General features: G+C 75.7%; 14 protein-coding genes. 9 read left to right on the top strand and 5 right to left on the bottom strand.

Features of this window, described 5'->3' with window-relative positions:
• The first annotated feature begins 264 nt into the window (after window positions 1-264).
• Together ACFSJS_RS21750 and ACFSJS_RS21745 are read left to right on the top strand one after the other, a co-directional pair.
• On the top strand, window positions 265-558 hold the full coding sequence (locus ACFSJS_RS21750) for a hypothetical protein (RefSeq protein WP_380902986.1): 294 nt from the start codon (window positions 265-267) through the stop codon (window positions 556-558).
• Window positions 559-623: 65 nt separating this feature from the next.
• Complete coding sequence (locus ACFSJS_RS21745; RefSeq protein WP_380902984.1) at window positions 624-959, top strand: hypothetical protein; 336 nt, start codon at window positions 624-626, stop codon at window positions 957-959.
• A gap of 295 nt (window positions 960-1,254) precedes the next feature.
• On the opposite strand, the gene bla is transcribed toward ACFSJS_RS21745, so the two are convergent.
• Entirely contained in the window at window positions 1,255-2,184 is a 930-nt protein-coding gene (gene bla, locus ACFSJS_RS21740) for a class A beta-lactamase (RefSeq protein ID WP_380902982.1), read from the bottom strand.
• 167 nt (window positions 2,185-2,351) lie between these two features.
• Here bla and ACFSJS_RS21735 point away from each other — a divergent pair, with 167 nt between their 5' ends.
• The 7 genes from ACFSJS_RS21735 to ACFSJS_RS21705 all read left to right on the top strand — a co-directional run bounded on the left by ACFSJS_RS21735 (window position 2,352) and on the right by ACFSJS_RS21705 (window position 8,265).
• Window positions 2,352-3,254: a LysR family transcriptional regulator gene (locus tag ACFSJS_RS21735; protein WP_380902980.1), complete on the top strand. Its 903-nt coding sequence runs from the start codon at window positions 2,352-2,354 to the stop codon at window positions 3,252-3,254.
• Window positions 3,251-4,153 carry a serine hydrolase gene (locus tag ACFSJS_RS21730; RefSeq protein ID WP_380902978.1) on the top strand — a complete coding sequence of 301 codons (903 nt, stop codon included), beginning with the start codon at window positions 3,251-3,253 and terminating at the stop codon, window positions 4,151-4,153. Before ACFSJS_RS21735 ends, ACFSJS_RS21730 begins: the two co-directional genes overlap by 4 nt.
• A 219-nt stretch (window positions 4,154-4,372) precedes the next feature.
• Window positions 4,373-4,498, top strand: coding sequence for a hypothetical protein (locus ACFSJS_RS21725; RefSeq protein WP_380902976.1), 126 nt, complete (start codon window positions 4,373-4,375; stop codon window positions 4,496-4,498).
• 182 nt (window positions 4,499-4,680) lie between these two features.
• Window positions 4,681-5,688 carry an ATP-binding cassette domain-containing protein gene (locus ACFSJS_RS21720; protein WP_380902974.1) on the top strand — a complete coding sequence of 336 codons (1,008 nt, stop codon included), beginning with the start codon at window positions 4,681-4,683 and terminating at the stop codon, window positions 5,686-5,688.
• A complete protein-coding gene (locus ACFSJS_RS21715) occupies window positions 5,685-6,494 on the top strand; it encodes an ABC transporter permease (protein ID WP_380902972.1) in 810 nt (269 codons plus the stop codon). Before ACFSJS_RS21720 ends, ACFSJS_RS21715 begins: the two co-directional genes overlap by 4 nt.
• Window positions 6,495-6,685: 191 nt before the next feature.
• Window positions 6,686-7,246, top strand: coding sequence for a snapalysin family zinc-dependent metalloprotease (locus ACFSJS_RS21710; RefSeq protein ID WP_380902970.1), 561 nt, complete (start codon window positions 6,686-6,688; stop codon window positions 7,244-7,246).
• 317 nt (window positions 7,247-7,563) lie between these two features.
• The gene (locus tag ACFSJS_RS21705) at window positions 7,564-8,265 is read left to right on the top strand and encodes a FadR/GntR family transcriptional regulator (RefSeq protein WP_380902968.1); all 702 of its coding nucleotides are present in this window, start codon (window positions 7,564-7,566) and stop codon (window positions 8,263-8,265) included.
• A gap of 42 nt (window positions 8,266-8,307) precedes the next feature.
• Here the strand turns inward: ACFSJS_RS21705 and ACFSJS_RS21700 are convergent, their stop codons facing one another.
• The 4 genes from ACFSJS_RS21700 to ACFSJS_RS21685 are packed head-to-tail and all read right to left on the bottom strand — an operon-like array spanning window position 8,308 to window position 12,204.
• The gene (locus tag ACFSJS_RS21700; RefSeq protein ID WP_380902966.1) at window positions 8,308-9,234 is read right to left on the bottom strand and encodes an amidohydrolase family protein; all 927 of its coding nucleotides are present in this window, start codon (window positions 9,232-9,234) and stop codon (window positions 8,308-8,310) included.
• The gene (locus ACFSJS_RS21695; RefSeq protein WP_380902964.1) at window positions 9,231-10,004 is read right to left on the bottom strand and encodes an SDR family NAD(P)-dependent oxidoreductase; all 774 of its coding nucleotides are present in this window, start codon (window positions 10,002-10,004) and stop codon (window positions 9,231-9,233) included. The genes ACFSJS_RS21700 and ACFSJS_RS21695 overlap by 4 nt, the downstream gene beginning before the upstream one ends.
• Window positions 10,001-11,338, bottom strand: coding sequence for an enolase C-terminal domain-like protein (locus tag ACFSJS_RS21690; RefSeq protein WP_380902962.1), 1,338 nt, complete (start codon window positions 11,336-11,338; stop codon window positions 10,001-10,003). Before ACFSJS_RS21690 ends, ACFSJS_RS21695 begins: the two co-directional genes overlap by 4 nt.
• A gap of 11 nt (window positions 11,339-11,349) precedes the next feature.
• Window positions 11,350-12,204 carry a fumarylacetoacetate hydrolase family protein gene (locus ACFSJS_RS21685; protein ID WP_380902960.1) on the bottom strand — a complete coding sequence of 285 codons (855 nt, stop codon included), beginning with the start codon at window positions 12,202-12,204 and terminating at the stop codon, window positions 11,350-11,352.
• Between the last annotated feature and the right edge of the window lie 99 nt (window positions 12,205-12,303).

Genomic DNA, 12,303 nt, shown 5'->3' with positions numbered 1-12,303 from the left:
TCGGTGAAGGGGGCCGCCCTCGACAGCCGGCCGCCGCCGCTCGGCCTGATCGACTGCTCGCGCGAAGCTGTGAGGCCGTGGATCCCTCGGGCCCACGCCCCGCCGGCCTCGCCGACACGCTCCGCGTGCTCGCGCGGTCCTCCGCGGAGCACTCCGGCCACCGTGAGGGGCGGCGCCCGTGGAATCCGACCGGAGAGGCACGCTCCGGGGCCGGAGCCATCAGGTGGCGCACGGGCTGTCGTAGGCGGCCGGCACTCCGGACCGGTGCTGGTGGACGGATTCGAGAACGCCCCGCTCGTTGCCGGGGAGGAGATGCCGGGGTTCCGGGCGGCCTGCCTGATGTGGTCGAGCCGGACGCAGGAGTACGACCCCGTTCCGGCCTGGTTCGGTGTCGACGGGGCCGATGCCGACGCGGCCTGCGACGCGTTGAGCGACGAGGACCGGTGGCCTGTCTGCCGGATCCCGTCCGGGGGCGGCCACACCGCGGTGGTCCTCGGCTGCACCATTCCCGAAGATCCGGGAACACTGCGAGCGGTCCGGGACCCCGGTCTGCCGTGAAGCGTGTAGCTCCCCGAGCCGTACGGCCGGAGAACGATCCGGCGAGGTCCGACCGAGGAGACACCATGGCCCCCGAGCCCACGAGCAGGCCCGCAGAGACCCGCGTTCGCCTGAAGGACGGCGGCCATGCCGTCCTCACCCTCGCGGACGTCGCCGTCGCTGCCCTGCATACGCCCGAAGACGACAGGTACGACGTACTCGCGGTGGTCGGCGGGAGGAACGTCCCCGCGCTCGTGCTCGCGCGGAACGCCCTGAAGGGCCGGGACCCGTGGAACACCAACGCCGCCGAAATGGCTCTGCATGACCTCGGGTTCACCATCCTGGTGCGGCGCCGGTTCGACAACACCACCGGTGAGCCGGTGCGACTGACCCGTGAGCAGATCGCCGACTCCTCGATCTGACCTCGAACGGCGTCATCGGCGTGACCGATCGCATGCCGGAGTCCCGGGCCGCGGGTGCTCCGGGGCCCCGGCCCGTCCACACGGCTGCGCTCGGAACCCCGCGGAACGCCTGCCGACCCGCCGCGAAGTCCGTCAGGGCCATTGCGCCGCCATTGCGCGGTCGCTGTCACAGGACCGCGTCCGGCGGCATCAGGCCGCACACGGACGAAGCCCCCGCTCCCGGCATGTCGGCCGGCGGCGGGGCCCGCCGGCACCTTCTCCCAGGCGCCCCCGGCGCAGCCCGCGGGCGGAGCCGTCAGGAGAACCTGCGGACGATCACGGACGCCGCTTCCGCGATCAGCGCGTCGTCGTGCTCGGCGTCCTCGTGGTCGCGGCTCGACATGATCGCCATGACGATGGGTTCGCCGCCGGGCGGCCACACCACGGCGATGTCGTTCCGCGTGCCGTAGCCGCCGTTCCCGGTCTTGTCGCCGACGGTCCAGCCGTCGGGGACCCCCGCCCGGATGAGGTCCTTTCCGGTGGTGCCGGTCCGCAGCCAGGTCGTCAGAAGGGCCCGGTCGTCCTCGTCGAGGACGTCTCCCAGGACGAACGCGCGCAGGTTCCGGGCGAACGCCCGCGGCGTGCTGGTGTCGCGGGTGTCCCCCGGGACGGCTTCGCTGAGCCCCGGTTCGCGGCGGCTCATCCGGGTGGTGTCGTCGCCCAGCTCCTCCAGCACGGCGTCGAGCCCCTCGGGTCCGCCCAGCGCGTCCAGAAGCAGGTTGGCGGCGGTGTTGTCGCTGAAGCGGACGGCGGCCTCGCACAGGTCGCGCAGGCTCATCCCGGTGCCGACGTGCTTCTCGGTCACGGGGGAGTGGGGAGCCAGGTCCTCGCGCGCGTAGCGGACCACCTTGCCGAGGCCGCCGGGGGAGTACCGGCGCAGTACCGCACCCGCCGCGAGGGCCTTGAAGGTGGAGGCGTAGGCGAACCGCTCGTCCGCCCGGTGGGCGATCTCCCGCCCCGTGCCGGTGTCGACGGCGTAGACCCCGAGCCGGGCGTCGAACCTCCTCTCCAGCGAGGCGAACTCGGCGGCGGAGGGGTCGGGCGAGCCGTCGGCCCCCTCCCACCGCACCGTGGAGGACGGGCGGGCGGGGGCCGGTCCGGTGCCCCGCTCGCAGGCGGCGAGGGGGACGAGCGCGAGCGCGGCGAGTGCGCTCAGGGCGATGCGCCGGACGAGGGGCTGTCGCATGGTCGGCACCTTTCGGAGGTTGTGGGCACGGGCGGGCCCGCCGGGTCCGCCCCGGCCGGGCCGCGGGACGGGCGACCCGCCGCGGGACGACTCTCGCGCGCCGGCCCCCGCGCGGTCCAAGACGCGGACGCACGGACCCATGCCGATCCGGCATAGGATCGGACGCCATGGATGTGGTCGCAGCGTGCCGTGCGTTCGTCCACGTGAGCGAACGCGGCAGCTTCACCGTCGGAGCGGCCGCCGCGCGGATGTCCCAGTCCGTCGCCAGCCGCCGGGTCGCGGCCCTGGAGAAGCACCTCGGCGGGCAGCTGTTCGACCGCACCCACCGCCGGGCGGTCCTCACCCGGTTCGGCCGGGACGTGCTCCCGGCGGCGAGGCGGCTGGTGCGCGCGGCCGACGACCTGGTGCTGGAGGCCGAGGCCGCCCGGCGGGGACCGGTGCGGATCGCCGTCCCCGGCACCTGCTCGACGGGCGCCCTCGCAAGGCTCGCCGCCGCGGCGCGCGGACACGGCATCCTCCTCGAACCGCGGACCGCGGCACCGCGGGAGCGGGCGGAGCTCGTCCGCACCCGGCAGGTGCGCGCGGCACTGGTCGCGGTGGCGCAGGAGGAGGCGGAGTGGTCCGTGCCGCTGGGGCTGGCCGGCCGGGACGACCCCGGCGTGCGGCGCCTCCACGTCGAGACCCTGCGCGTGGGGCGGACCGACACCGGCCCGCCCCGGCGCATCTGGCTCGGGCCCGAGGACGACGTGCCGCACGTCCGCGACCGCATGGCCCGGCTGTGCGACGCGGTGGGCCTGCGGCCCGCGCAGCTCGCCGTCGCGGCCGACCTCGCCTCCGCCGCGGCCGAGGTGCTCTGCTCGAAGGACCTGCTGCTGTGCTCGCCCGCGCAGGCCGGCGAGCTCGGCCTGCGGTGGTGCCCCGTCGGGGGTGTCGAGCTCGGCCGCGGATTCACCGTCGCCGCGGGCGAGCCCGAGGACGCCGAACGGATCAGGACGCACCTGACCGGTGCCGTCGCCGACTGCCTCGGCGCGCACACCCCGCCCGGTGGCGGGAGCCGGGAGGCCGGGTGAGCACCGAGCGGCTGCTGCGCGAGGCGCGGCGGATGCTGCACGACGGCGGCCTGTCCGGCTCCTTCCTCGTGCGGGACCTGCACACCGGCGACGAGCTCGGCATCGACCCGGACACCGAGCTTCCCGCCGCGTCCCTGGTCAAGGTCCCGCTGGCGCTCGCCACGCTCGAACGCATCCGCCGGGGCGAGCTCGACGGGTCGGCCCTGCTGGAGGTGGCGCCCGGACGGATCACCACGCCCGGACCGACCGGCATCAGCCGGTTCCGCCACCCCGTCCGCATCGCGGTCGACGACCTGCTCTACCTCAGCACCTCCGTGAGCGACGGGGTGGCCGCCGACGCCCTGTTCGAGCTGACCCCGCCGACCCGGGTCGCGGGGATCCTCCGGGAGCTGGGGATCCGCGGCATCACCGTCCGCCACACGATGCGCGACCTGACCGACACCCCCGCGGAGCGCCTCGGGAGCGCCGACGTCCACCTCGCCCACGCCCTCGCGATCGACGCGGGCACGAGCGGCCGCGGCCACCGGGTGCCGCAACTCGACATCACCCGCGCCAACACCGGCACCGCACGCGCCTTCGTCGACCTCCTGCAGGCCCTGTGGACGCCGTCGCCGGTCCACCCCGGCGTCGCCGCGCGGGTGCGCGCCCTCATGGCGGACAACCTGCTGCGCCACCGGCTCGCCCCGGACTTCGGCTCCGACGCCTCGACCTGGTCCTCCAAGACGGGCACGCTCCTGAACCTCCGCCACGAGGCCGGTGTCGTGGAGCACGCCGACGGCCAGGTCTTCGCCGTCGCCGTCCTCACCGAGTCCCGCGTCCCCGCGAGCCACCAGCCCGGCGCCGAGGCGCTCATGGCGCAGGTCGCCCGGATGCTCCGCGACCGGCTCCGGCAGATGTAGGGCCGCACCGCCCCCGCCGGCCCGCCCGCCGCCGTCCGCGGGGCCAGGGCCGCACCGCGCGCCCGCACCGCCGCGCCCGGACGCACCGCGGAGGGGCCCTCGACGGCGGCGCGGACCCTTCCGCGCCACCCCCGCCGGCACCCGCCCCGGCGCCGGCGAGCGGATGTCGGCGGCCGGTGCCACGCTGGTCTACAGGGGGATCCGCGAAGGGACATCGCCATGATCACCACGGATGCCGTTCCCGGCCCGCCGTGCCGGCTCGGCCCGGGCGCGCCGGCCGCCGGCGCCACCGCCCGGACCGCCGAGCGGCCGGACTTCGTGGTGCCCGCCCCGGCCGGGACGTGACCCCGGCCGCGGCCGGGGAGCGGTGCCGCCCGCCGTCCCCGGCGGCGCGGGCGCGGAACCGCCGCGGCGCACCGGTCGGAATGCCTGTGACGCGCGCCACTGTTGTCCGGAGGGCGGGCCCCGGGCCGGGCGGCCCGGGAGCCACCGCCGCAACGCGACCTCGACCCGAGGGGGCGAACCCCATGACCCATGCGTACGCGATCCAGGCGGAGGGCCTGGTCAAACACTTCAAGGAGACCAGGGCGCTGGACGGCGTGGACCTGGCCGCCCGCACCGGGACGGTGCTGGGGCTGCTCGGACCCAACGGGGCGGGCAAGACCACCGCGGTGCGGATCTTCGCCACGCTCCTCCAGCCGGACGCCGGACGGGCCGAGGTCGCCGGGCACGATGTGGTGCGCGAGGCCGGGGCGGTGCGTTCGCTCATCGGCCTGACCGGCCAGTACGCGGCGGTCGACGAGAACCTGACCGGCACGGAGAACCTGCTGATGATCGGCCGGCTGCTGGGGATGCCGAGGGGGGAGGCGAGGGCGCGGGCGACCGAGCTGATGGAGCGCTTCGGACTGGCGGACGCGGCGGGGCGCGCGGCCAAGACGTTCTCGGGCGGCATGCGGCGCAGGCTGGACCTGGCGGCGAGCCTGGTGGGCCGGCCCCGCATCCTCTTCCTCGACGAGCCGACGACCGGACTCGACCCGCGCAGCCGGGGCGAGCTGTGGGAGATGCTGCGCGGCCTGGTCGCCGAGGGCGTGACCGCGCTGCTGACCACGCAGTACCTGAACGAGGCGGACCTGCTCGCCGACCGGATCGTGGTGGTCGACAGGGGTCGGGTCATCGCCGAGGGCACACCCGACGAGCTGAAGTCCCAGGTGGGCGGGCAGGTGCTCCAGGTGCGGCCGGTGCGGGCCCGCGAGCTGGCGGCGGCGCACGCCCTGGTGGCGGAGGCGGCCGGCCCGCAGACCCAGGTCGAGGACGAGGTGATCACGGCGCCGGTCAACGACCCGGAACTGATGCCCGCGGTCGTCCGCCGCCTGGACGGGGCCGGCATCGCGGTCGGCGAGCTCACCTTGCGCCGGTCGTCACTGGACGAGGTCTTCCTGGCCCTGACCGGGCACCGCACCGGACCGGACGGCGGACGGCCCGGGACGGGGGCCGGAACCGGTGGCGGCACCGAGCGGGCGGTGAGCGCGTCATGACCGCCTCGACGGCCGGTGCCCCCGTCGCGGCGGGCGGACGGGTCCGCCCGGGCGCCGGACTGCGGCAGACCGCCACCATGGCGTGGCGCAGCCTCGTCGCCGTCAAGCACAACCCGCTGGAACTCGTCGACTACAGCATCACGCCGATCATGTTCGTGTTCCTCTTCACGTACGTGCTCGGCGGCCAGATGGCCGGATCGCCCGACGCGTACCTGACGTACGCCCTGCCGGGAATCATCGTCCAGAACACCCTGTTCATGACCACCTACACGGCGCTGGCCCTCAACACCGACCTCACCAAGGGCGTCTTCGACCGGCTGCGCAGCCTGCCGATCGCCCGTTCCGCGCCGCTGATCGGCCGGATCACCGCCGACCTGGCCAAGCACCTGTGGGCGACGCTCCTGATGCTCGCCCTGGGCCTGGTCCTCGGCTTCCGCGTCACCGGCGGCCTCGGCGGCCTCCTCGCGGGCGTCCTGCTGCTCGTCGTCTTCGCGGCGGCGGTCTCCTGGAGCGCGGTGCTGATCGGCATGCTCGCGGGCGACGCGGAGAAGGTCCAGGCGTTCGGCTTCACCCTCATCTTCCCGATCACCTTCACCAGCAGCGCCTTCGTCCGCGTCGACACCATGCCCGGCTGGCTCCAGGCCTGGGCGGACGTCAACCCGGTCACCCACCTCTCGGACGCGTTCCGCGGTCTGCTGCTGGGCGGCGAGGTGGGCCGGCCGCTGCTGTGGTCGCTGGTCTGGGCGGTGGGGATAGCCGCGGTCTTCTACCCGCTGGCGATGCGGGCGTACCGGGCGAAGGCGTGAGGGGGACGCGGGCCCGGTCCGGCACCGGACGGCGGGGGTGACCGGCGCGCCGCCCGGTGCCGCCGGCGCGTGCCGGGCCCGCGGGGGCGTGACACTCGTGCCGATTGACGGATTGGCATCCGTCCGGGATGGGCAGGGAGCCTGAAGCATGTCATGGGCACGACTGCCTTTCCCCCACGAGGAGGTCGACCATGCACGTCCGCACACTCGCACGCGGCCTGACCGCCGCCCTGGCCGTGACCCTGGCCCTGGCCGGCGGCCAGGCGTCCGCCGCCCCCGCCGCCGGGGACCGCGCCGCGGCACCACGGGTGCTCACCTACGACGCGAGCGCGTCCGCCGAGTTCAGGGCCGCGGTCGACCGGGGCGCGGCGATCTGGAACGAGAGCGTCGACGGCGTCGAGCTGCGGCCGGTCGCGGCCGGGCAGCGCGCCAACATACGGATCCTGGCCGACAACGGCTGGCCCCGCGCCTACACCACCACCCTGGGCAGCGGGACCGTCTACATCGGCCGGCAGGCCGTCGGCCAGGGCTACGACACGATCCGTATCTCCTCGCACGAACTCGGCCACATCCTCGGACTGCCCGACCGCAAGCCCGGCCCCTGCTCCAGCCTGATGTCCGGCTCCACCGCAGGGACCTCGTGCAGGAACCCCTATCCGAACGCGGCGGAGAGGGCGGAGGTCGAGGGGAACTTCGGCGCGGCCCTGACCCGGCCGGCGGGAGCGCCGCGCGACGCGGTGGCCGCGGGCTGACGCGCGGCGCACCGGGGCCCGCCCCGGCGGCGGCACCCCGCCGCCGGCGGCGCCGGTCCCCGGATCCCGTCCCGGGGCCGGGGGCCGGCGCCCGCCCCGCGGCCCCGGGCCGGCATGCGCCCCCGGCCGGGCACGACATCCGACCTCTGCCCCGCGGGCAGGGCCGCGGAGCCCTCAGGACGGCCCGGCCGGGCGGGGCCGCCCCTCGCCTCGTCCCGTTCTCCAGGGCCGCCTGCCGCGGCCCTGTCCGCGGCAGACCGCCGTCCCGCGGGGTGGGCTATCCTCCGAAACCTCGGATGACCTGCGGAGGGGACGGCGTGCCAGTCACGGACGGAGCGATCGAGAAGATCAAGGACATGATCGTGACGGGCGAGCTCGGCCCCGGTGCGAAGCTCCCCCGGGAGGCGGACCTCGCCGAGCGGCTCGGACTGTCCCGCAACTCCCTGCGCGAGGCCGTCAAGGCGCTCTCGCTGATAAGGGTGCTCGACGTGCGCCAGGGCGACGGGACGTACGTGACCAGCCTCGAACCGAGCCTGCTGCTGGAGGCCATGGGGTTCGCCGTCGACTTCCACCGGGACGACACCGTCCTGGAGTTCCTCGAGGTCCGCCGCATCCTCGAACCCGCCGCGGCGGCCATGGCCGCGACGGCGATGAGCGACGAGGACAGGGCGGCCCTGCGCGCGACCCTGGAGGACCTGGGCGACTCCCCGACGGTGGAGGCCCTGGTCGCCAACGACCTCAGGTTCCACGGCCTCATCGCCGCGGGCTCGGGCAACACCGTGCTGTGCTCCGTGATCGAGGGCATCTCCGGCCCGACGGCGCGCGCCCGGATCTGGCGGGGGCTGACGCAGGAGGGCGCGGTGCGGCGGACCAGGGAGCAGCACGAGGCGATCTGCGAGGCGATCGAGGCGCGCCGGCCCGAGGTCGCGCGGGCGTGGGCCACCGTGCACGTCGCCGACGTCGAGCAGTGGCTGCGGACGGCGCTCGGCTCCACGGAATCCTCCCTTCCGGCCACCTGACCGGTCTGCCGGCCACCTGACGCGCGTCCGGCCGCCGTGCCGTCAGATCCCGTACACCCGGGCCGCGGTGCCGCCGAAGACCTCGGCCCGCTCGGCGGGGCTCAGGGACGCGGTCAGCTCGCGGGCGGCGTCGACCACCTGCCCGTAGGAGGCGGCGAGCAGGCAGACCGGCCAGTCCGATCCGAACATCAGCCGCCGGGGCCCGAACGCCTCCAGGACCGTGTCGGCGTACGGGCGCAGGTCCTCCACCGTCCAGCCGTCCCAGCGCGCCTCGGTCACCAGCCCGGAGAGCTTGCACACGGTGTTCGGCAGCGCGGCCAGCCTGCGGACGTGCCCGGCCCACGGCTCCGTCCGCCCCTCGGCCACGGGTGGCTTGCCCAGGTGGTCCAGGACGAAGACGAGGCCGGGGTGGGCGGCGGCCGCCTCCACGGCGGCGGGCAGCTGGTGCGGCAGCACCACCAGGTCGTGCACGAGCCCGGCCGCGGCCAGTGCCCGCATGCCGCGGGCCACGTCCGGGCGCAGCAGCCAGCGCGGGTCGGGTTCGCCCTGGACCTGGTGGCGGACGCCCACCAGGTGCTCGCCGCCGGGCAGGCCGCGGAGTCCGCCGAGGGCGTCGGCGACCCCGGGCGAGGTCAGGTCGGTCCAGCCGACCACGCCGGCGACCAGGGCGTCCGCCTCGGCGAGGGCGAGCAGCTCGGGTGTCTCGTCGGCGGCGGCGACCGTCTGCACCACCACGGTGGCGTCCACCCCCGAGGCGGCCGCCTCGGCCGCCAGGTCGTCCGTGCCGAAGCTCCGCCGCAGGGGCGCGAACCCGTCGGCGCCGAGCCACGCCTGGTCGCGCACGGACAGGTCCCACACGTGGTGGTGGGCGTCGACGGTCCGCGTCCCGCGCGCGGCCCCCGCGCCGGCGGCGGGACACCCCCGGCCCCCGCCGGCCGGGGCCGCCGCACCGCCCTCCCGCGCCGTCACCGCGCCGCCGGCCGCAGCCGCAGACCGGCCATGCCACCGTCGACGGCCAGGGCGGTGCCGGTGACGGACGCGGCCGCCGGAGAGGCCAGGTAGACGACGGCCGCCGCGACCTCCTCGGCGGTGACCAGGCGCCCCATGGGCTGGCGGGCCTCCAGCGCGGCGCGCTCGGCCGCGGGGTCCTCGGCCGCGTCCAGGAGCCGGGCCACCCAGGGGGTGTCGGCCGTGCCGGGGTTGACGCAGTTGACGCGGATGCCCTCGCGGACGTGGTCGGCGGCCATGGCGAGGGTGAGGGAGAGGACGGCGCCCTTGCTCGCGGAGTACGCGGCGCGCTGCGGCAGTCCGGCCGTGGCGGCGATCGAGCAGGTGTTGACGACGGCCGCACGAGGGGAGCGCCGCAGGTGCGGCAGGGCGGCGCGGGTGGTGCGGACGATGCCGAGGACGTTGACGTCCAGGACGCGGTGCCACTGCTCGTCGGGGTTGTCCTCCACCGTGCCGACGGCGCCGGTCCCGGCGTTGTTCACCACGACGTCGAGGCCGCCGAAGAGCCCGGCCGCCTCCTCCACGGCGGCGCGGACCGACGCGTCGTCGGTGACGTCCGCCTCCAGGCCGGTCCACGGTTCCCCCGCGCAGTCGGGTGCGAGGTCGAGGACGGCCACCCGGGCGCCGGCGCCGTCGAACGCGCGGGCCACCGCCCGCCCGATGCCGGAGCCGCCTCCGGTGACGAGGACCCGCAGGCCCCGCAGTGCGGTCGCGCCGTCCGTGCCGGTCATGCCGGGGCCTCCTCTGCGGCCGCCGCCCGGGCGGCCCAGTACTCGCCGTGGGGGAAGGTGTAGCGCGCGATCGACTCCGGTGCCATCGCCGCGGAGAAGCCCGGCGCGGCCGGAGCGGCGTACCGGCCGCGCCGGATCACGACCGGGTCGAGGAAGTGCTCGTGCAGGTGGCCGACGTACTCGATGACCCGGTCCCGCGTGGTGCCGCTGAGCGCCACGTAGTCGAACATCGACAGGTGCTGGACGAGTTCGCACAGGCCCACACCGCCGGCGTGCGGGCACACCGGCACCCCGAACCTGGCCGCCAGCAGCAGGATCGCCAGGTTCTCGTTGACGCCGCCCACCCGGGCCGCGTCGATCTGGAGGATGTCGACGGCCCCGGCCTGGAGCAGCTGCTTGAAGACGATCCGGTTCTGCACGTGCTCGCCGGTGGCGACCTTGACCGGGGCCACCGCCGCGCGGACGGCGGCGTGGCCGAGCACGTCGTCGGGGGAGGTGGGCTCCTCGACCCAGTACGGGTCGAACTCGGCCAGCGCCCTCGTCCAGGCGATCGCCTCGCCGACGTCCCACCGCTGGTTGGCGTCGACCGCCATGCGGACGCCGTCGCCGATCGCGGCGCGGGCGGTGCGGCACCGGCGGATGTCGTCCGCCAGGTCGGCCCCCACCTTCAGCTTGATCTGCGTGAATCCGTCGGCCACCGCCTCCCCGGCCAGCCGGGCGAGCTTCTCGTCGGAGTAGCCCAGCCAGCCGGGGGAGGTGGTGTAGGCGGGGTAGCCGTGCTCCAGCAGCACGGCCTCCCGCTCCCGCCGCCCCTCCCGGCCCGCGCGCAGCAGCGCGAGGGCCTCGTCGGGGGTGAGGGCGTCGGTGATGTAGCGGAAGTCGACCTGGGAGACCAGCCACTCGGGGTCGGCGTCGGCCAGCAGCTTCCACAGCGGCTTGCCCGCGCGCCGGGCGGCCAGGTCCCACACGGCGTTGACCACGGCGCCGACCGCCATGTGCGTCACGCCCTTCTCCGGCCCGAGCCAGCGCAGCTGGCTGTCGCCGGTGAGGGAGCGGCTGACCAGGCCGGGGTCGGCGCACACCTCGTCCACGCGCAGTCCCAGGACGTGGTGGCGCAGCGCCTCGATCGCGGCGACCTGGACGTCGTTGCCGCGGCCGATGGTGAAGGCGAACCCGTGCCCCTCCGCTCCGTCGCCGGCGTCCGTGCCCAGGACCACGTAGGCAGCCGAGTAGTCGGGGTCGGGGTTCATGGCGTCGGAGCCGTCCAGCTCCCCGGAGGTGGGGAAGCGGATGTCGTAGGTGTCGAATCCCGTGATGCGGGGAGCGGCGGACACGGTACCGCCCCTCACGCCGGGACGAAGGTCTGGCGCTGGACGCCGAGGCCGTCGATCCCGAGCTCGACGGTGTCGCCCGCGCGCAGGTAGGGGGTGTCCGGCAGGCCGAGGGCCACGCCGGCCGGGGTCCCGGTGTTCACCAGGTCCCCGGGTTCGAGCACCATGTGCCGGCTCAGGTACCAGATGAGGTGCGCCACGTCGAAGACCATGTCGGAGGTGCTGCCCTCCTGGCGCCTGCGGCCGTTGACCGACAGCCGCAGCCCCAGCGCCTGCGGGTCGCCCACCTCGTCGGGGGTGACCAGCCACGGCCCCAGCGGGTTGAAGGTCTCACAGGACTTGCCCAGGTCCCACTGGGGGGAGCGCTCCAGCTGGAACTCGCGCTCGGAGACGTCGTGGCTGACGGCGTAGCCGGCGATCAGCGCGTGCGCCTGCTCGGGCGAGTCGAGGTAGCGGGCGCGGGAGCCGATGACGACACCGAGCTCCACCTCCCAGTCGGTGCGGGTGGAGCCGCGCGGGACGAGCACCTCGTCGTAGGGGCCGACGACGGTGCCGGGGTCCTTCAGGAAGACCACCGGGCGCTCCGGGATCGCCGCACCGGTCTCGGCGGCGTGGTCGCGGTAGTTGAGGCCGATGCACACGATCTTCCCCGGACGCGCGACCGGCGCTCCGGTGCGCGTGCCCGCCGGCGGGTCGAGCCGGGGGAGCCGCCCCTCGTGCAGGGCGGCGCGCAGGCGTCCGATCCCGCCGGAGGCGAAGAACGCGCCGTCGAAGTCGTCCGCCACGCCGGAGGCGTCCAGCAGCCGGCCGTCGTCGTCCAGGACGGCCGGCTGTTCGGCACCGCGGGGGCCGAGTCGGGTGAGTCTCACAGAAGGCGCCTTTCGAGGGGGCGGCGGGGGAGGCGGACCGGTGACGGGAGGTGGGCGCGGGGCCCGAGGCGCCGGGAGGCCGCCGCCTCGCTGTGCGGT

The sequence above is a fragment of the Streptomyces desertarenae genome (assembly GCF_042681365.1).
Lineage (GTDB): Bacteria > Actinomycetota > Actinomycetes > Streptomycetales > Streptomycetaceae > Streptomyces > Streptomyces desertarenae.
This window is presented reverse-complemented; position numbering and strand designations above follow the sequence as displayed.